Annotated in this window: 17 protein-coding genes and 1 pseudogene; 8 read left to right on the forward strand and 10 right to left on the reverse strand. The window is 70.6% G+C overall.

Annotated features, from left to right (window positions below; genetic code table 11):
* Positions 1 to 2: 2 nt before the first annotated feature.
* Together OHA73_RS40675 and OHA73_RS40680 are read right to left on the reverse strand one after the other, a co-directional pair.
* Positions 3 to 884 carry an alpha/beta fold hydrolase gene (locus OHA73_RS40675; RefSeq protein ID WP_327657755.1) on the reverse strand — a complete coding sequence of 294 codons (882 nt, stop codon included), beginning with the start codon at positions 882 to 884 and terminating at the stop codon, positions 3 to 5.
* A 34-nt stretch (positions 885 to 918) separates the two neighbouring features.
* Positions 919 to 2,091 (reverse strand): cytochrome P450, encoded by a 1,173-nt coding sequence (locus tag OHA73_RS40680; protein ID WP_327657756.1) that lies wholly within the window; start codon positions 2,089 to 2,091, stop codon positions 919 to 921.
* A gap of 297 nt (positions 2,092 to 2,388) precedes the next feature.
* On the opposite strand from OHA73_RS40680, the gene OHA73_RS40685 reads away from it, so the two are divergent.
* Positions 2,389 to 2,973: a dihydrofolate reductase family protein gene (locus tag OHA73_RS40685; protein ID WP_327657757.1), complete on the forward strand. Its 585-nt coding sequence runs from the start codon at positions 2,389 to 2,391 to the stop codon at positions 2,971 to 2,973.
* Between the two features lie 57 nt (positions 2,974 to 3,030).
* Here the strand turns inward: OHA73_RS40685 and OHA73_RS40690 are convergent, their stop codons facing one another.
* The gene (locus tag OHA73_RS40690; RefSeq protein ID WP_266723842.1) at positions 3,031 to 3,381 is read right to left on the reverse strand and encodes an STAS domain-containing protein; all 351 of its coding nucleotides are present in this window, start codon (positions 3,379 to 3,381) and stop codon (positions 3,031 to 3,033) included.
* 299 nt (positions 3,382 to 3,680) lie between these two features.
* Between OHA73_RS40690 and OHA73_RS40695 the strand changes: the two genes are divergently transcribed.
* Positions 3,681 to 4,637, forward strand: a complete 957-nt coding sequence (locus tag OHA73_RS40695) for a GlxA family transcriptional regulator (protein WP_327657758.1) — start codon at positions 3,681 to 3,683, stop codon at positions 4,635 to 4,637.
* Between the two features lie 118 nt (positions 4,638 to 4,755).
* Entirely contained in the window at positions 4,756 to 5,754 is a 999-nt protein-coding gene (gap, locus tag OHA73_RS40700) for a type I glyceraldehyde-3-phosphate dehydrogenase (protein WP_267067755.1), read from the forward strand.
* A 22-nt stretch (positions 5,755 to 5,776) separates the two neighbouring features.
* On the opposite strand, the gene OHA73_RS40705 is transcribed toward gap, so the two are convergent.
* Both OHA73_RS40705 and OHA73_RS40710 read right to left on the reverse strand, forming a co-directional pair.
* On the reverse strand, positions 5,777 to 6,763 hold the full coding sequence (locus OHA73_RS40705) for an L-threonylcarbamoyladenylate synthase (RefSeq protein ID WP_327657759.1): 987 nt from the start codon (positions 6,761 to 6,763) through the stop codon (positions 5,777 to 5,779).
* 48 nt (positions 6,764 to 6,811) lie between these two features.
* Positions 6,812 to 7,453, reverse strand: a complete 642-nt coding sequence (locus OHA73_RS40710; RefSeq protein ID WP_323179739.1) for a carbonic anhydrase — start codon at positions 7,451 to 7,453, stop codon at positions 6,812 to 6,814.
* A 417-nt stretch (positions 7,454 to 7,870) separates the two neighbouring features.
* Here OHA73_RS40710 and OHA73_RS40715 point away from each other — a divergent pair.
* Positions 7,871 to 8,080, forward strand: a pseudogene (locus OHA73_RS40715) (LysR substrate-binding domain-containing protein); the annotation flags it as partial.
* Positions 8,081 to 8,215: 135 nt separating this feature from the next.
* Here OHA73_RS40715 and OHA73_RS40720 read toward each other — a convergent pair.
* The 3 genes from OHA73_RS40720 to OHA73_RS40730 form a co-directional block, all read right to left on the reverse strand.
* Positions 8,216 to 9,739: a catalase gene (locus OHA73_RS40720; protein ID WP_267067754.1), complete on the reverse strand. Its 1,524-nt coding sequence runs from the start codon at positions 9,737 to 9,739 to the stop codon at positions 8,216 to 8,218.
* Positions 9,740 to 9,920: 181 nt separating this feature from the next.
* Entirely contained in the window at positions 9,921 to 10,871 is a 951-nt protein-coding gene (locus tag OHA73_RS40725) for a DUF998 domain-containing protein (protein ID WP_327657760.1), read from the reverse strand.
* A gap of 184 nt (positions 10,872 to 11,055) precedes the next feature.
* On the reverse strand, positions 11,056 to 11,742 hold the full coding sequence (locus OHA73_RS40730; RefSeq protein WP_327657761.1) for a DUF2848 domain-containing protein: 687 nt from the start codon (positions 11,740 to 11,742) through the stop codon (positions 11,056 to 11,058).
* 165 nt (positions 11,743 to 11,907) lie between these two features.
* On the opposite strand from OHA73_RS40730, the gene OHA73_RS40735 reads away from it, so the two are divergent.
* Both OHA73_RS40735 and OHA73_RS40740 read left to right on the forward strand, forming a co-directional pair.
* Positions 11,908 to 13,257 (forward strand): MFS transporter, encoded by a 1,350-nt coding sequence (locus OHA73_RS40735; protein WP_267067751.1) that lies wholly within the window; start codon positions 11,908 to 11,910, stop codon positions 13,255 to 13,257.
* Between the two features lie 46 nt (positions 13,258 to 13,303).
* Positions 13,304 to 14,128 (forward strand): carbon-nitrogen hydrolase family protein, encoded by an 825-nt coding sequence (locus tag OHA73_RS40740; RefSeq protein WP_327657762.1) that lies wholly within the window; start codon positions 13,304 to 13,306, stop codon positions 14,126 to 14,128.
* A gap of 59 nt (positions 14,129 to 14,187) precedes the next feature.
* Here OHA73_RS40740 and OHA73_RS40745 read toward each other — a convergent pair whose 3' ends face one another.
* Together OHA73_RS40745 and OHA73_RS40750 are read right to left on the reverse strand one after the other, a co-directional pair.
* Entirely contained in the window at positions 14,188 to 14,817 is a 630-nt protein-coding gene (locus tag OHA73_RS40745; RefSeq protein WP_327657763.1) for a GntR family transcriptional regulator, read from the reverse strand.
* 100 nt (positions 14,818 to 14,917) lie between these two features.
* Entirely contained in the window at positions 14,918 to 15,430 is a 513-nt protein-coding gene (locus OHA73_RS40750) for a CGNR zinc finger domain-containing protein (RefSeq protein ID WP_267067749.1), read from the reverse strand.
* 175 nt (positions 15,431 to 15,605) lie between these two features.
* On the opposite strand from OHA73_RS40750, the gene OHA73_RS40755 reads away from it, so the two are divergent.
* Positions 15,606 to 16,475 (forward strand): alpha/beta fold hydrolase, encoded by an 870-nt coding sequence (locus OHA73_RS40755; protein WP_327657764.1) that lies wholly within the window; start codon positions 15,606 to 15,608, stop codon positions 16,473 to 16,475.
* A gap of 58 nt (positions 16,476 to 16,533) precedes the next feature.
* The gene (locus OHA73_RS40760) at positions 16,534 to 17,646 is read left to right on the forward strand and encodes a mandelate racemase/muconate lactonizing enzyme family protein (RefSeq protein ID WP_327657765.1); all 1,113 of its coding nucleotides are present in this window, start codon (positions 16,534 to 16,536) and stop codon (positions 17,644 to 17,646) included.
* Positions 17,647 to 17,659: the final 13 nt, after the last annotated feature.

The following is a 17,659-nucleotide window of genomic DNA, read 5'->3' on the forward strand; positions in this document are numbered from 1 at the left end:
GCTCAACCGGTGTGGGACACCACGGCGTCGATGAGGTCCGGCCAGAGCTCTGGGGGGCGGTCGTGGCCCATGTCGGGGATCAGCAGGAGTTCCGCACCCGGCACCAGCTCCGCGGTGCGCTTTCCGCCGCTGGGGTCGATCAGCGTGTCGTCCAGACCGTGGATCACCAGCGTCGGCACCCGCAGTTCGCGGAGGGCGTCCGCGCGTGAACCGCTGAGGATCATCGCGCCGAGTTGCCGCCCGATCCCCGCGGGGTAGTACGAGCGGTCGTGGCTCGCGGCGGCCAGCTCACGCAGCGCCGCCGCGTCGCCGTAGCGCTTGGAGGCCCACACCAGCTCCTTCTCCGCCGCCGCGACGTATCCCTCGCGATCCGCCGGCTTCGGAGTGAACAGTGCCGCCTGCGCTTCCGGGCTGGACCGGCCGTACTCACTCTCGCCGGTCGAGGACATCATCGACGTCAAGGTAAGCACCCGGTCCGGGGAGGAGAGGGCCATCGTCTGGGCGATCATCCCGCCCATCGAGGCGCCGACCACGTGGGCGCGTTCGATACCGAGAGCGGTGAGCAGGCCGAGTCCGTCGTCGGCCATGTCGCTAAGCCGGTAGGGAACCATCGCGAGGGCGGTGGGAAGGTCACCCGAGCCGACGGCGGCGATGAACTCGCCCATGTCAACAGGGTGTTCGTCGAACTTGGTGGACAGCCCGCAGTCTCGGTTGTCGTATCGGATCACGTACCGGCCGCGGTCCGCCAGCGCCCGGCAGAAGTCCTCGTGCCAGCCGAGCAGCTGCGCGCCGAAACCCATCACGAGCAGGACGGGTGGATCCCCGGGGTCGCCGAAGCTCTCGTACGCGATGGACACCTCGGGAGACACGACAACGTTCGGCATACAGGAATCCTGTCATGAGGCCGACGGGCAGGCCCTAGACGCTCACCGTGACCTCCAGATGCTCCAGCCCGCGCAGCCCGTTGTTGAGCAGCGGCCTCGAGGACACGGTCTCGAACCGGCTCACCCGGTCGGCGAGGCGCTCCAGGAGCGTGCCCATCTCCACGCGGGCCAGGTGCATGCCGACGCAGACGTGTTCGCCGCGGCCGAAGGCCAGGTGGTCCGAGGGGCGGCGGGTGATGTCGAAGCGTTCGGGGTCCGGGTAGTGGCGCTCGTCGCGGTTCGCGGAGCCGTAGAGCAGGGCCACACGGCTGCCGGCGGGGATACCTACGCCGTCGATCTCGTGGTCCTCGGTGAGGACGCGGCTGAACTGCGGCACCGGGGTCTCCAGGCGCAGCGACTCATTGATGGCGTGGGGAATCAGGGACCGGTCGGCCCGTAACAGGTCCCATTGGTCCGGGTGTTGGGCGAAGAGCGCGATCGCGTTCGTGATCGCGAGAATCGTGGTGTCGAGGCTCGGCGTGACGTAGTCGAGCATCAGCGCCGGGCACTTCTCTCGCGGCAACTCCCCGCGGTCGGCCGCCTGATGGAGGTTGGCGGCCCAGCCGTCGGGGTCGATGCGCCCGGGGACCGCCTCGTGGGCGACGTAGTCCATGAACTCCTCGGCCACGGGCGCCGCCTTCGTGAAGCGCTCGTTGGCGGGCCCCTGCATGTCCCACATGGCCGCGGCCCACTCCAGCATCTTGTCGCGTCCCCGGTCGGGCAGGCCGACGAGGTCGGAGACGACGGCCATGGGCAGGTGCTCGGCCAGCTCCGTCGCGGCGTCGAACCGGCCCCGCTCGACCAGCTCCGCGACGATCCGCTCGGCCTCCGCCTCGATGGTGGGGGTGACGTCGCGCATCCGGTCCTGGCGCAGCGGACGGCCCAACACCGCTCGCATCGCGGTGTGTTCCGGCGGATCGCTGCACAGCGTGATCCCCTCGAGCTGCGCGTTCATGTCCGGATCGACGAACACGCCGCGGGCCGAGGAGAACGTCCGCCAGTCCATGAGCGCCGCGCGCACTTCCTGGTAGCGGGGGAGGGCGTAGAGGTCGTAGCGGGACAGGTGCACCACAGGACCGAGCGCCCGTAACTCCTTGTAGATCGAGTACGGGTCGGCCCGCGCGCCGGGCGTGTAGAGATCGACGTCGCTCACCGGTATCGCGGACATGCGCGCTCCTGGGGACGGGGGCCCGAACGTCGTTCGGTGCGGGCCCGGTTCGTCGTCGGGTACGGAAGGTCCGAGCGATCGTGGCACGCGGCCCGCGCCCATTAGGCGTATGTCATGAACACAGGACATCTTTGTGACGGTCCCGACCGTAGGGGTCTTTCCGGCCGGAGCGGCCGGATCCGGGATGAAGCGACCTCGGCGTAGGCCTCGCCAGGGCGATGAGTTCGCCTGCTGCCTGGAGTCTCCCGCTGTGACCACGGAGCCTTTCCGCGCCGTGCAAGAGAGAGGGAGGCCGGCATGCGCAATCCGATTCGGCTGTACATGTCGATGTCGCTCGACGGCTTCATCGCCGGTCCGGACGATCGACCGGGCCAGGAGCTCGGCCGCGACGGCGGACGCCTCTTCAACTGGCTCGACGACAGGAAATCCGACGGCCCCAGCGGACAGGTCTACCGCGAGGCGCTGGCGACCGGCGCGGTGATCTCCGGCCGTCGCACCTTCGAACTCGCCGGACGCTGGCAGGGCGACCACCACGACGGGGCGCCGATCTTCGTCCTCACCCATCACGTGGACGACGGGGACGTACCGCCCGGCCACGCACGATTCGTCACCGACGTCGAGGACTGCGCCCGGCAGGCCCGCGCGGCCGCCGGGGACCGGCCGGTCATGGTCCACGGGGCGGGCGCGGCCCAGGCGCTCCTGCGGGCCGGCCACATCGACGAGATGGAGATCCACCTGATCCCGGTCCTCCTCGGAGACGGCCGGCGCCTGTTCGACCACCTCGGTGCCGACCACATCGAACTCGACCTCACCCGACGCCTCGACGACCGGGACGTCACGTACTTGCGCTACCGGGTGCGCGGCTCCGAGGGGGCTGCGTAAAGACCCTCTTCGTCTCTTACCGCGTCACTGACCTGGACCGCTCGAAGACGTCGTGGCTCAGGAGTCGGTGGCCTCCGTCGGCGGCGGTTCGGGGGTGGCGAGCAGGAGGCGGGCGGTGCCGGAGATGTCCAGGACCCGGCGGACGGGGCCGCTGACGGCGATCAGGCGCAGGCTGCCTCCCGCGTCGGCGGCCAGCTGTTGATGGCGCACGAGGAGGTTGATGCCGGTCGAGTCGGTGAACGGCACCTCGGCGAAGTCGAGTTCGCAGCGCCGTGGGTGCAACGGGACAAGCACCCGGTCGAGGCCGGGCGCGGTGTTCAGGTCGAGTTCCCCGCGCGCGCGGAGGAGGACGAGGTCTCCGGCGTCGACGACGTTGATGTCGAAGAGGGGTGAGGTCGGCGTGCTCATGTTGTTGCTCCTCGGCCTACCCGCTTGAGGTGCGTTGAGTGTTCCATGGAAGCACCGAGCGCCCGGTCCTGGCATCCGAACCGGCGGAAGGCGGCCAAGGTTGCTTGTTGGTCATGCCTACGGCATATGGTGGAGGGGCCTATTGGCGGCGAGCATACGGTCCTGGGCGTACGTTGGCATATGGCGCCGCCATCGTGCGAGACGGCCAAGGCGTGCGGGCCGCCCACGTGTTGTCGCCCTCCCCGTCGCGGTGGCAGTGCGGTGCCGGGATCGTGGCCACTCCCGCGTAATCTCCTCCTGTGTCAGCCTCCCGCCCGCACCATGTCGCCGTCCTCGTGCTCGAGGGCGCCAAGCCGCTCGACGTCGGGATTCCCGCGCAGGTGTTCACGGCCCGCGCGAGCATGCCGTACGAGGTGCGGGTGTGCGGGGCGGAGCCCGGGCTCGTGACCGGCGGCGACGGACTCGCGTACTCCGTGGCGTACGGGCTCGAAGCCCTCGCGTGGGCCGACATCGTCTTCGTTCCCGGCTACCGGTTCCCCGACCGCGAGGACCCGCCGCGGGCCGTCGTCGACGCGCTGCTCGCCGCCCACGAGCGGGGCGCCCGGCTCGCCGCCATCTCGACCGGCGCCTTCGCGCTCGCCGCCACGGGACTGCTCGACGGCAGGCGCGCCACGACGCACTGGCACTACACGCGCGCCCTCGCGGCCAGGCATCCGCTCGTCCAGGTCGACGAGAACGTGCTGTTCGTCGACGAGGGCAGCGTGCTCACCTCGGCCGGCGCCGCCTCCGGCATCGACCTGTGCCTGCACATCCTGCGCGGCGACCTCGGAGTCGCCGCGTCCAACCACGCCGCCCGCCGCCTGGTCGCCGCGCCCTACCGCAGCGGCGGCCAGGCCCAGTACGTGCCGCGCAGCGTCCCCGAGCCGCTCGGGGAGCGATTCGCCGCCACCCGCGAATGGGCGCTGCACCGGCTCGGCGAGCCCCTCACCCTCGACACGCTGGCGCGGCAGGCCGGGGTGTCACCGCGCACCTTCTCCCGGCGCTTCGTCGACGAGACCGGCTACACCCCGATGCAGTGGGTGATGCGCGCCCGTATCGACCTGGCCCGCGAACTGCTCGAGCGCTCGCAGCGCAGCGTCGAACAGATCGCCGCCGACGTCGGGCTCGGCACCGGCGCGAACCTGAGGCTGCACTTCCAGCGCATCCTCGGCACCACACCGAGCGAGTACCGGCGCACCTTCACCCCGGGCGGCTGACCCGCCCCGGGGCCGCTCGACGCCGCGTGGCGGGATCCTTTTGAAGCGTGGCGATCCCGCCACTGTCCGCACCGCGAGCCGCGCGCGAGCCTGGTGGGGAACGGAAGGGACACCATTCATGACTCGCATCGCCATCAACGGATTCGGCCGCATCGGCCGCAATGTGCTGCGCTCCCTGCTGGAGCGCGACAGCGACCTCGAGGTCGTCGCCGTCAACGACCTGACGGAGCCCGCCACGCTCGCCCGGCTGCTCGCCTTCGACAGCACGGCAGGACGGCTCGGGCGCCCGGTCACCGTCGACGGGAACACCCTCGTCGTCGACGGCCGGCGGATCACGGTGACGGCCGAACGCGAACCGGCGCAGCTGCCGTGGGCCGAACTCGGCGTCGACCTCGTCCTGGAGGCCACCGGCCGCTTCACCTCGGCCAAGGCGGCCCGCGCCCACCTCGACGCGGGCGCGAAGAAGGTGCTCGTCAGCGCCCCGTCGGACGGCGCCGACGTCACCCTCGCGTACGGGGTCAACAGTGACGCGTACGACCCGGCCGTGCACACGATCGTCTCGAACGCCTCCTGCACCACCAACGCGCTCGCGCCCCTGGCCAAGGTGCTCGACGAACTCGCCGGTATCGAGCACGGGTTCATGACGACGGTGCACGCCTACACGCAGGAGCAGAACCTCCAGGACGGCCCGCACCGCGACGCCCGCCGCGCCCGCGCCGCCGGGGTCAACATCGTGCCGACCACGACCGGCGCCGCCAAGGCGATCGGCCTGGTCCTCCCGAACCTCGACGGCAGGCTGTCGGGCGACTCGATCCGCGTCCCCGTACCGGTGGGCTCGATCGTCGAACTCAACACGACCGTCGCCCGCGACGTGACGCGCGACGAGGTGCTGGCCGCCTACCGCGCCGCGGCCGATGGCCCGCTCGCCGGCGTCCTCGAATACTCCGAGGACGCGCTCGTGTCCTCCGACATCGTGGGCAACCCCGCCTCGTCGATCTTCGACTCGGCCCTCACCCGCGTCGACGGCCGACACATCAAGGTGGTCGCCTGGTACGACAACGAGTGGGGCTTCTCGAACCGGGTGATCGACACGCTGGAACTCCTCGCCGCCCGCTGACCGGAAGCGCCCGGCCCGTCGGTTACGCGGGCCGGGGCCCGGCCGCGCGGCGCAAGCGGTTGGCGATCGCGAGGCCGAGGCCCTCCTGCGCCGGCAGCGACGCGAGGATGAGGTCGCAGCCCTGCTCGTCGAGTTCGCGCAGGTAGCCGTAGAGGCCGCGCGCGTAGGCGTCCAGCGACGCGGGGACGGCGACCACGGCGTGCGCCTTCACCGTCTCCGGAGCGTCGGCGAGTGTCGACGGCAGGAACACGCCCACCCGGCGGCCGAGTTCGTGCGCGCGGACCGTCTCGGCGAGGATCTCCTCCGGCTCGACGAGGACGACGCGCGCGTTTGGCGCGTAGTGCGAAGGATGCTGGCCCGGTACGCGCACCTCGCTGGTGTCGGGGACGTCGAGGGGGCGTCCCAGCGCCTGTTCGAGGTCCTCGCGCGTCACGCCGCCCGGCCGCAGAATGCTCAGCGACTCGCTCGTGGCATCCACGATGGTCGACTCGACGCCGACCTCACAGGGGCCGCCGTCGAGCACGAAGTCGACACCGTCACCGAGCTCCGCGCGGACGTGATCGGCGGTGGTGGGGCTGACCGAGCCGAACCGGTTGGCGGACGGGGCCGCGATGCCGCCGCCGAAGGCGTTGAGCAGCTCCAGTGCGACGGGGTGATCGGGCACGCGCAGCCCCACCGTCTCGAGCCCGCCGGTGGTTTCGTGAGGCACCCGGCCGCTGCGCCGCAGGACCAGCGTGAGCGGCCCCGGCCAGAAGCGCTCCGCGAGCAGGCGCGCCGCCTCGGGCACGTCCTCGGCCCAGTCGCCCAGGTTCTCGGCGCCGCCGATGTGGACGATCAGCGGGTGGTTGGGCGGGCGGCCCTTGGTCTCGAAGATGCGGGCGACGGCGGCCGGGTTCTCGGCGTCGGCGCCCAGGCCGTAGACCGTCTCCGTCGGGAGGGCGACGAGCCCACCGGCGCGCAGCACGGCGACCGCCTTGTCGATGTGGATGTCGCTGGTGGGTGCCGGCACCCTCGCGTTGTCCTTCACTGTGGTGCGCTTCTTTCGATGGGGCGGGGGTCAGAGTGCGGCGTCGGCGGTTTCGCTCAGGCCGTGGGAGGCGACCAGCTGCGCGGTGCCGTCGGCCAGTCGGTAGGACAGGCCCACCACGGCGAGGCGTCCTGCGGCCACCTGCTCGGACAGCACACGGGAACGGTCCAGCAGCAGGTCGACGGTGTGCCGTATGTGCTCGTGCAGGATCTCCTGGTCCGAACCGCGGCCGTCGGCGCGGGCCGCGAGCACGCTCGGCGTCACGCGCTCGACGACGTCACGCACGAAACCGGCGGGTGCCCTGCCACCGTCGGCGGCGTCCTTGGCGGCGGCGATCGCCCCGCAGGAGTCATGGCCGAGGACCACGACCAGCGGGCAGCCCAGCACGCTCACCCCGTACTCGATGCTGCCCAGCACCTCCGAACCGACCACGTGGCCGGCCGTGCGGACCACGAACATGTCCCCGAGCCCCTGGTCGAAGATGATCTCGGCGGCAAGGCGGGAGTCGGAGCAGCCGAACAGCACCGCGAAGGGGTTCTGCCCGGGCGCGGTCTCGGTACGGCGCGCGGCGTCCTGGTTGGGATGTCCGGGGGTGCCGGTGACGAAGCGTCGGTTGCCGTCCAGCAGCATCGCGAAGGCGTCGTCGGGAGTGGGATTCAGCGTCTCGGTCACGACGGCAGGCTACGACTCGGCTCGCGGAAGCGTGCAGTCAGGTCCACCGAACCCCGACGAAGGCAACCCTGGTAGCCCCCGAAATATGTGTGGTCCGCCAGCGCGAGGGCGCGCAACAGGCCGCGCAGACGGACCAGTTGGCGGGCGGCGGCCCGGACGGGGGTGGAGGCGGCGAGGGGAGTGGGCGGCGGCCCACAGGGCGGGTACGCGGTTCATGCCAGCAGGATCCGGCGCCCCCACCCGGTCGGTCCAACAGATCGGATAGCTGCCTGCCATCGATAGAGTAGATGGATGGAGATGCGTCAGCTCCGTCACTGACCACCGGACGCGTGTCCATCGGCACGATCCAGACCCTCACCCCCCGTGGACCTGCCCACGGAACTCGCGGCGTGCCATCGCCGACTGCCCGGCATCCAGGTGTCCGCACGCGACGCGCCGGTCGACGAGCTGTACGCCGCACTGCGCGCCGGCGAACTCGACCTCGCCTACCTCGCCCCGGACGCGGCCGAACTCCCCGAAGGACTGGTGGAGTTCGTATCCTGGCACGAGGAACTGGTGCTCATCACGGCCCCCGGGCACCCCCTCGCACACGCGGGCCGCACCCTGATCCGGGACCTCGCCCATGAGTCCTTCATCGACTTCCGCGCGGGCACGGGCCTGGAGACGGCGGTGCGCAGGCTGTCGAGCACCTCACCCGCGGCTCGGGCGGGACTCCGGCCACGCGTCGGTAGCCGTCACCCGCCCGAGGGCCGCGGGTGTACCTCAGGCCTTGTCCTGCATGCTGCTGCGCGCCGGGTTGGCCTGCTCCGCCGCCTTGGGGTCCTTCTCGCCGGCCTTGGCCTGCACGCCCTGCTTGATGCGCTCACCGATGGTCCGGTCGATGTTGGACCAGTACTCGAACGCACGGTGCAGCACCGGCTCGCTCACGTCGTTGAGCAGGTGGCCGACGACGTTGTCCACGAGACGGTCGCGCGCGGCGTCGTCGAGGACCTCGCGGACCATCGTGCCCGCCTGGCCCCAGTCGTCGTCCTCGGCGTGGTCGACGTAGGCGGCGCGGGTGATGTCACCGTCCGCGGACCAGCTGGGCGGTGTGCCGTAGCGGTCCGTGTCGGCCGCCGGGCCGCCCTTGGAGTTCGGCGCGTACACCGGGTCCGTGGTCTTGCGGTAGGCCATGGCCCCGTCTTTGGAGTACGTGTTCACGGGCGCGACGGGAGCGTTGACCGGCAGCTGCTGGTAGTTGCCCCCGATCCGGTGCCGGTGCGCGTCGGCGTAGGAGAACAGCCGGCCGAGCAGCATCCGGTCGGGGCTCGGGCCGATCCCCGGGACCAGGTTGTTCGGCTGGAACGCCGCCTGCTCGATCTCCGCGTGGTTGTCCGTCGGATTGCGGTCGAGCGTCATCTTGCCGACCTCGACCAGCGGGTAGTCGGCGTGCGGCCACACCTTGGTCAGGTCGAACGGGTTGAAGCGGTACGTGGCGGCGTCGTCGTACGGCATGATCTGCACGTACAGCGTCCAGCTCGGGTACTCCCCGTCGCGGATGTGCTCGAAGAGATCACGGGTGTGGTAATCCGTGTCGGCCGCGCACATCTGGTCGGCCTCGTGCTGGGTGAAGCACTCGATGCCCTGGTCGGTCTTGAAGTGGTACTTCACCCAGAACCGCTCGCCCTGGGCGTTGATCCACATGTAGGTGTGGGACGTGTAGCCGTTCATGTGGCGCCAGGTCCGCGGAATGCCCCGGTCGCCCATCAGCCAGGTGACCTGGTGCGCGGACTCGGGCGAGAGGGTCCAGAAGTCCCACTGCATGTCGTGGTCGCGGAGGTTGTTGTCCGCGCGGCGCTTCTGGGAGCGGATGAAGTGCTGGAACTTCATCGGGTCCTTGATGAAGAACACCGGGGTGTTGTTCCCCACCATGTCGTAGTTGCCCTCGGTGGTGTAGAACTTCACCGCGAATCCGCGGGGGTCGCGCCAGGTGTCCGGGCTCCCGCGCTCGCCGGCGACCGTGGAGAACCGGGTCACCAGCTCGGTCCGCGTCCCGGGCTGGAACAGCGCGGCCTTCGTGTAGGGGCTGACGTCGGCGGTGACCTGGAAGTGGCCGAAGGCGCCGCTGCCCTTGGCGTGCGGCTGCCGCTCCGGGATCCGCTCCCGGTTGAACTGCGCCATCTGCTCGATCAGATAGGAGTCCTGCAGGAGGATCGGGCCGCCGGCGCCGACCGTGAGCGAGTGCTCATCGCTTTCGACCGGAACGCCGGCATCCGTGGTCGTCGCTTTGGCTGTGTCGTCACTCATGGGCTACGCGTGCCTTTCGACGGAGGTCCTAAACGCCTCGGCGCCCTGTGGGTGCAGCCTCGGAGGACGTTTCAGGCGGAGCCGCCTCTCGAAGGGCACACCGGGCAAACCGACGACATGACCATGCTGCGGCCTCCGTGCGGACCCGGCCATTCGGACCGCGTGGGCCCACGCGGTCCGCTCACGCGGAGCGGGCGCCCACCCGTCGCCCGGCGACGCAGAGCAGGGCGACGGCGGCGCCGGCCAGGAGGATGTGGCCTGCGAGATTGACGGTGCCCGCGGAGCCCTGGTCCGGGGTCTGGCCGAAGCCGACCCAGGCGTAGGTCAACGTGGCGCCGGCGGCCAGGGCGAAGATGTGCGGCGGCGCCCAGTCACGCGCGCGTGCCCAATGGTGGACAAGGCCCGCGGCCGCGACGGCGATCGCGAGCGCGGCGGCCACGCCCAGCCAGCTCGGCTGGAGAACCAGCCAGAAGGCGCTGGTGACCGCGCACGAGGCGATGCCGACGAACAGCGGCCGGGGAGCGCCGCGGGAGTCGAGCCCGGCGCGCGGGCGGGGGATCAGGAACGCGGCGGCCACGAGCGCGGCCACCACGGCGGCCGTGCCGGCCAGCAGCGGCCAAGGGGCCATGTAACCGCTGTCGTCGTAGCTGCCCCAGCCGACCACCACGGCCCCCAGCACCAGCAGTCCGGCCGTGACGGTGAACCCGGTCCTGCCGAGCCACGGACGCTCAGCGCGCTGCGGGACGAGGGCTTCCATGAGCGCGATCGGCACGGTGATGCTCCACAGCGCGTGCACGGCCAGGACGGAGATCAGGCCGTAGGCGCCGGTGCCGACCAGGGGGATGGGCGTCACGGTGACCATGTCGTAGTTGCCGGAGTAGTCGGCGTTGAACAGCATCTGGTCCAGCAGGCCCTCTTCGAGCAGCGCGTACGCGGCGCCCAGCAGCAGGATGGAGCCCCAGCCGCGACCGGTCCTGCGGACGAGTTCGCGGATGAGCAGGGCCCCGCTTCCGTAGAGGAGTGCGAGGACCGGCAGCAGCGCCAGGGCGTCGAGTGAGGTCGCGCCGAGGAGCATCTCGCCGATCAACGGCGCGAGGAAGAAGAGTCCCACCGCCGGCATGCTGTTTCTCATGCCGCCGACGCTACGGACGCCGGGCCCGCCCGCGAGTCGGCCGAGCGGCTGCCCTGGACGGCCGTGCGGCTACGGGCCCCCGGCCAGAAATATCCGAAGGTAGACCGCAGGGAGACTTTGGGCGGACCCAGCCGGGTGCGCACGCCATGGGCGGCGCACCCGGCACCCGTTCTCCGTGCCCCGCTCAGCCGATCGGCACCGGCAGCGGTGTCACCGCGTAGGCCAGCGTGATGGTGTCACCGGTCGACGGGTCGGACAGCTCCACCCGCCAGGCCTCGCCGAACTGGTCCACGCCCTCCGCCATCGGGATGGTCCCGGAGATCAGCACCGTGCCGGGGAGCAGCTCACCGCGCTCGCGCAGCACCTCGGCCCAGTACGACGGCGTGAGCAGCTCCGCGAGGGAGCCGTCCTGGATCAGGGACTCCTCGCCCTTCACCGTGACCCACGCGCGCAGCGTCAGGTCGTCCAGGCGGCCCTCGACGTCCGAGAGGCTCCAGGCGCGGCGGGCCAGGACATCCGGGCTCGCGTTCTTGCTCCAGGCCACGCCGTGCACCTCGAGTTCGCGGTCCGTGTGGTCGCACGCGGCCGTGAGCAGCAGCTCGCCGTCCTGCGCCACGACGAGCGCCCACTCCGCCTCGCCCGAGGTCCGTCCGTGCTGCACCGCGACCCGCTCGGTCTGCTGCGCGAGGTAGGGGGAGATGGGGTACAGGGCCGGGGTGGTGGTCGGCGCGGGGACGCCGAGTTCGGCGAGTTCGGCGACGTGCGCGGCGACATCGTCCTGGCTGCGCCCGGCGTATCCGGCGTTGAGGACCTGGACGACGTCCACGTCGCGGGTGGAGCCGTCGGGCAGGTCGAACGTGAGCAGCGTCATGGAAATCTCCAGGGGTGAGCAGGTAGGAGGGTTGCGAAGCGGTTAACTTCCCGTCCGGGGCTTGCGCATACGACCTGTATACAAGAAGTATGCCGGAAGGTCGATGTCTCCCCGAACGTCGACGTCCCCCCTCAGACCGTCGAAGCCCCCGAACCGAGGACCGAAATGCTGCAAGACTCCCCACGCGGCCCGGCCGCCTCACCGGTTGTCACCCCGAACCGCTCCGGTCTCGTCCGGGCCTTCTTCGCGAGCCTCACCGGCACCGCCCTGGAGTGGTACGACTTCGCGGTCTACTCCGCCGCGTCGGCCCTGGTCTTCGGCGACCTGTTCTTCCCCTCCGAGGACCCGCTCACCGGCACCCTGCTGGCCTTCTCCACGTACGCCGTCGGCTACGTCTCGCGCCCGCTCGGCGGCATCGTCTTCGGTCGGCTCGGCGATGTGATCGGCCGCAAGAAGGTGCTGATCGCGACGCTCGTGCTGATCGGCGCGGCCACGTTCCTGATCGGCCTGCTGCCCACCCACAGCAGCATCGGCGCCGCCGCTCCCATCGCCCTGGTCGTGCTGCGGTTCGCGCAGGGCGTGGGCGTCGGCGGCGAGTGGGGCGGCGCCGTGCTGCTCTCCAGCGAGTTCGGCGACCCGAAGAAGCGCGGCTTCTTCGCCTCGGCCGCACAGGTCGGACCGCCCGCCGGCAACCTCCTCGCCAACGGCGTCCTGGCGGCGCTCGGCGCCCTGCTGACCGAGGACCAGTTCCTCTCCTGGGGCTGGCGCGTCGCCTTCCTGGTCTCCGGCGTCCTGGTCGGATTCGGCCTGTGGATCCGCGCGAAGCTGGAGGAGACCCCGGTCTTCAAGGCGATGGAGGCCGAGCAGAGCCGCCCCGAGGCGCCGGTGCGCGAGGTGCTCACCCGGCAGCCCCGCGCCCTGATCGCGGCGATGCTCGCCCGCGTCGCCCCGGACGTGCTGTACGCGCTGTTCACCGTGTTCGTGCTGACCTACGCCACCGACGAGCTGGACATGTCGCGGGGGTCCGCGCTGACCGCCGTACTCATCGGCTCCTCGCTGCAGATCTTCCTGATCCCGCTCGCGGGAGCCCTGTCCGACCGCGTCAACAGGCGCCTGCTGTACGGATGTTCGGCCGTCGGCGCCGGTGTGTGGCCGTTCATCTTCTTCAACATGGTCGACGGCGGCTCGTGGGGTCTGCTCGTCCTCGGTGTGATCGTCGCGCTGGTCCTGCACTCGCTGATGTACGGCCCGCAGGCCGCGTTCGTCGCCGAACAGTTCTCGCCGCGGCTGCGTTCCACGGGCTCCTCGCTCGCGTATACGCTGGCCGGTCTGATCGGCGGCGCGATCGCTCCACTGCTGTTCACGGCGCTGCTCGGCTCGTTCAACAGCTGGGTGCCGCTCGCCGTATACGTTGCCGTCACCGCGGCCGTGACCGTCACCGGGCTCCTGCTGGGCCGCGACGCGGAGGCGGCCACGGACGAGGACACGGAGCTGGTCGCGCAGGCGACCGCCTGAACCGCACACCTACCGCCCCATCAGGCCTCATCAGGAGGGACACCCCATGCTCATCGCCCTGAGCCAGCTCACCACCGGGCCCGACCCGGCCAAGAACCTCGACCTCATCGAGGAGCAGGCCCGGCGCGCGGCCGACGCTGGCGCCCGCGTCGTCGTCCTCCCCGAAGCGGCGATGGCCTGCTTCGGCACACCGCTCACCCCGCTCGCCGAGCCGCTCGACGGCCCGTGGGCGAACCGGCTGCGGGCCATCGCCGAGGCGGCCGGCATCGTCGTCGTCGCCGGGATGTTCACCCCGGCCGACGACGGGCGGGTGACCAACACTCTGCTCGCGACAGGCCCGGGCGTCGAGGAGACCTACGACAAGATCCACCTCTACGACGCCTTCGGCTTCGCGGAGTCCGACACCGTCGCGCCCGGAACGCGGGTGGTCACCATCGACGTCGACGGCGTCCGCCTGGGTCTCGCGACCTGCTACGACGTGCGCTTCCCCGAACTCTTCCGGGCCCACGCCGACGCGGGCGCCGTCGCCACGCTGCTCCCGGCGTCCTGGGGCGCGGGCCCCGGCAAGCGCGAGCAGTGGGAACTCCTCGTACGTGCCCGGGCCTTGGACGCCACTGTCTGGGTTGCCGCGGTGGGCCAGGCGGACCCGGCGGCGAGCGGCATCGACGTCAGTGGCACGGCCCCGACGGGCATCGGGCACAGCATGCTGGTCGGCCCGGACGGCACCGTGCGGGAGAGCCTCGGCGCCGAACCCGGCCTGATCGTCGTGGAGTTGGACGTCGCCGAGGTCGACCGGGTGCGCGGGAAGATCTCCGTGCTGGCCAACCGCAGGCTCGGGCGCGACGACGCGGTGATCACCTACCCGAAGTGATGCGGGTGGGCCGGCTCAGGGACACCCGGGCCGGCCCGGATCACCCAGTCCGGCTCATATCACCCCGCCAGAAGTACCTTCAGCGTCGACTCCAAGTGGCTGTCGATCGCCGCGCCCACCGCGTCCGTGTCACCCGCGGCGAGCGCGTCCAGGATCACCTTGTGCTCGTCGATGACCGACTTCTGCCGACCGCTCTGGTTGTACAACGCCACGACACCCGCGCGCACTTGGCGGCTGCGCAGCCCGTCGTAGTGGCGGTCCAGCAGGCCGTTGCCCACGGCCTGGACGATCGTCGCGTGGAAGCGGTGGTCGATGGCGATGAACTCCTTGGCGTCGTCGGGCCCGCTCAACCCGCGCTGCCGCTCAAGGAGTTCGCCCAGTTCCTCCAGCGGCACCCGGTCCGCCTTGATGACTTGCTCCGCCGCGTACCGTTCCACCATGCCGCGCAGTTCCATCAGCTCCGTGATCTGCCGCCCGGTCAGCCGGGAGACGCGCGCGCCGCGCCGGGGCACCATCTCGACCAGATCCTCGGCGGCGAGCAGCAGCAGGGCCTCGCGGATGGGGGTGCGGGAGACGCCGATGCGGTCGGCGATCTCCTGCTCGGACAGGAACTCGCCCTGCATCTCCGGATCGGTGAGCACCGTCCCCTTGAGGTAGGCGTACGCCTTCTCCCGACCGGACGTCGCCATGTGAGCTCCCGTGGACCGTGGTTCTGAATCGCATACAACTTGTATACGGAAGTTACCACGGGGTGGAGTTACCACGGGGTGGAGGAGGAGTGCCCGATCGCTACTCGGCGACCCCGTCGCGGGTGCGCTGGTAGTGGCGCCTCGCCTTCATCCGGTTTCCGCAGACGGCCATGGAGCACCAGCGGGCCCGGTTGGTCTTGCTGCGGTCGAGGAGGAACAGGCGGCACTCCGGGTTGGCGCACGGACGCAGCCGACCGGGCTTCGCCTTCTGTAGCGCACTCCATGCCAGGACCGCTTCCACAGCCGGTCGGCGCTCCGCGGGGACGTCGAGCTCCCAGGTCACGCCGTCGGGGGAGAGGTGCGGCCGGGAGCGCACGCCCTCAAGGATCGGGGCCAGTGACGTGGTCGGCCGGGCGCCGCGCACCACCTCCTGCAAGGCGTCGCGCGCCTGCACCAGGTGAGCGAGTTCCCGGGTGCTGCCGCTGCCGCCGTGCGCCTTCTGCCACGCCTTGGCCGCTTCACGGTCGGCCAACTCGTCCGTAGGCGTTCCGTTGGTCACCGGTGTGGTGTTGAGGAGTTCCAGCAGTGTGTCCTGCTGCCCGGGGTCGATCACTGCAGTACCTCCTGTCCTGCGTTTCCTGCGTCGAGTTCGCCAGCAGGTTACTTGCCGCGAAGGTGCGGCAACCGCCGCCTACTCAACACTAACCCTTTAAAGCGCATTGACCGGTTATCCCGACTGTGCTCCACTGGGCCTGTAACTGGTAAATCGCGAATGAGGGGTTAGGGTCATGTCTTCCACGGTCCACCACCGCACCGCCACCATCAACGGTCTCGACGTCTTCTACCGGGAGGCCGGTGATCCGAAGGCGCCCGCCGTCGTGCTCCTGCACGGCTTCCCGACCAGTTCGCACATGTTCCGCAACCTGATCCCGGCGCTCGCCGACCGCTATCACGTGATCGCACCCGACCACATCGGGTTCGGGCAGTCCGCGATGCCCGCGCTGCGGGACTTCCCGTACACCTTCGGGGCGCTCGCCGACGTCACGTCCGGGCTGCTCCAGCACTTGGGTATCGACAGGTTCGCGATCTACGTGCAGGACTACGGCGCCCCGATCGGCTGGCGGCTCGCCCTGAAGGACCCGGAGCGGATCACCGCGGTCATCACGCAGAACGGCAACGCCTACGAGGAGGGCTTCGTCCGGCCGTTCTGGGACGGTCTTTTCGCCTACGCCGCGGCGCCGGGGCCGGACACCGAAGCGCCGGTGCGTGCCGCCCTGACGTCGGAGGCCGTCCGCTGGCAGTACGTGACCGGGGTGGCGGATCCGAGCGTGGTCAGCCCCGACAACTGGGTCCACGACCAAGCACTCCTGGACCGCCCCGGCAACGCCGAGATCCAGCTCAAGCTCTTTCGCGAGTACCCCACCAACGTGGACCTCTATCCGGCCGTCCACCAGTACTTCCGCGACTCCCAGGTCCCGCTGCTCGCGGTCTGGGGCGCGGGCGACGAGATCTTCGGGCCCGACGGCGCCAGGGCGTTCGGCCGTGACCTGCCGGACGCCGAGATCCATCTGCTCGACGCCGGACACTTCGCCCTGGAGAGCCACATCGAGGAAGTCACGGAGCACATCCGTGAGTTCCTCGCCCGGGTCCTGGCCTGACGTCCGCGAGCGGCGGCCGGGCCTTGGTCCGCACGGCCCGTGCAGTAGAAAGAAGCCCATGAAGATCACCGACATCACGCTCGATCACCTGCGGCTCGAACTCGACCCGCCGTTCCGCGCGGCCTGGGACCCGGACCCGCGGCGGCACTTCGACGCGACCATCGTGCGGGTGCACACCGACGAGGGTGTGACCGGGATCGGCTCGGGTGACACCATGGACGGCTTCGACGCCTTCCGGCACCTCTTCATCGGCCAGGACCCGCTGCACATCTCCCGGCACGTGAAGGCGATCGAGACGGCGAACTTCCACGGCGGCCACTACTGGCCGCTCGAAGCCGCCCTGTGGGACATCGTCGGCAAGGTGCACGGCCGGCCCGTGTCCGAGCTGTTCGGCAATGCCACCAAGCGCCTGCCCGCCTATGCCTCGTCGGGGGAGCTGAAGTCTCCGGAGGAGCGCGTGGCCACCGCCCTGAAGGTGCGTGAGGCCGGCTTCAAGGCGATGAAGATACGGATCGACCGCAACCGGGTCGGCGAGGGCATCGCGGCCGTACGCGCGGTGCGCGAGGAGCTGGGCGAGGACTTCGGCATCATGGTCGACCTCAACCAGTCCTGGCGAATGGCCGGCGACACGGCGGACGCGACCGACCTCGCACGCACCCGCAAGACCGTCGCGCGCCTCGCCGAGCTGGACGTGTTCTGGGTCGAGGAACCGCTGCCGTACGCGGATCTCGAAGGCTTCAAGCGGCTGCGTGCGGAGAACCCGGGCGTGCGCATCGCGGCGGGGGAGATGCACCACTCGACCACCGAACTGCTCCGCTACCTCGAAGAGGACGCGCTGGACATCTACCAGATGGACGTCGTCCTGGCCGTCGGCATGCACCGCGCACGCACTCTGGCCGAGGTGGCCCAGCTCAAGCACCGCCACTTCACCCCGCACAGCTGGACCAACGGCATCGGTGTCCTGGCGAACGTGCATGTCTCGGCAGGTGTCGGCGGCGGCCCCTACTTCGAGTTCCCCTTCGACCCGCCGGGCTGGACCCCCGAGCGCCGCGACTTCATGCTCGCCGAGCCGGTGCGGGTGGACGCGGACGGGTGTGTGCGGGTGCCGGATGCGCCCGGGCTCGGTGTCGAGCTGGACGAGGACGCGGTGGAGCGGTGGCGGGTCGGCTAAGTGCGTCACCACT

Source organism: Streptomyces sp. NBC_00483, from assembly GCF_036013745.1.
GTDB lineage: Bacteria > Actinomycetota > Actinomycetes > Streptomycetales > Streptomycetaceae > Streptomyces.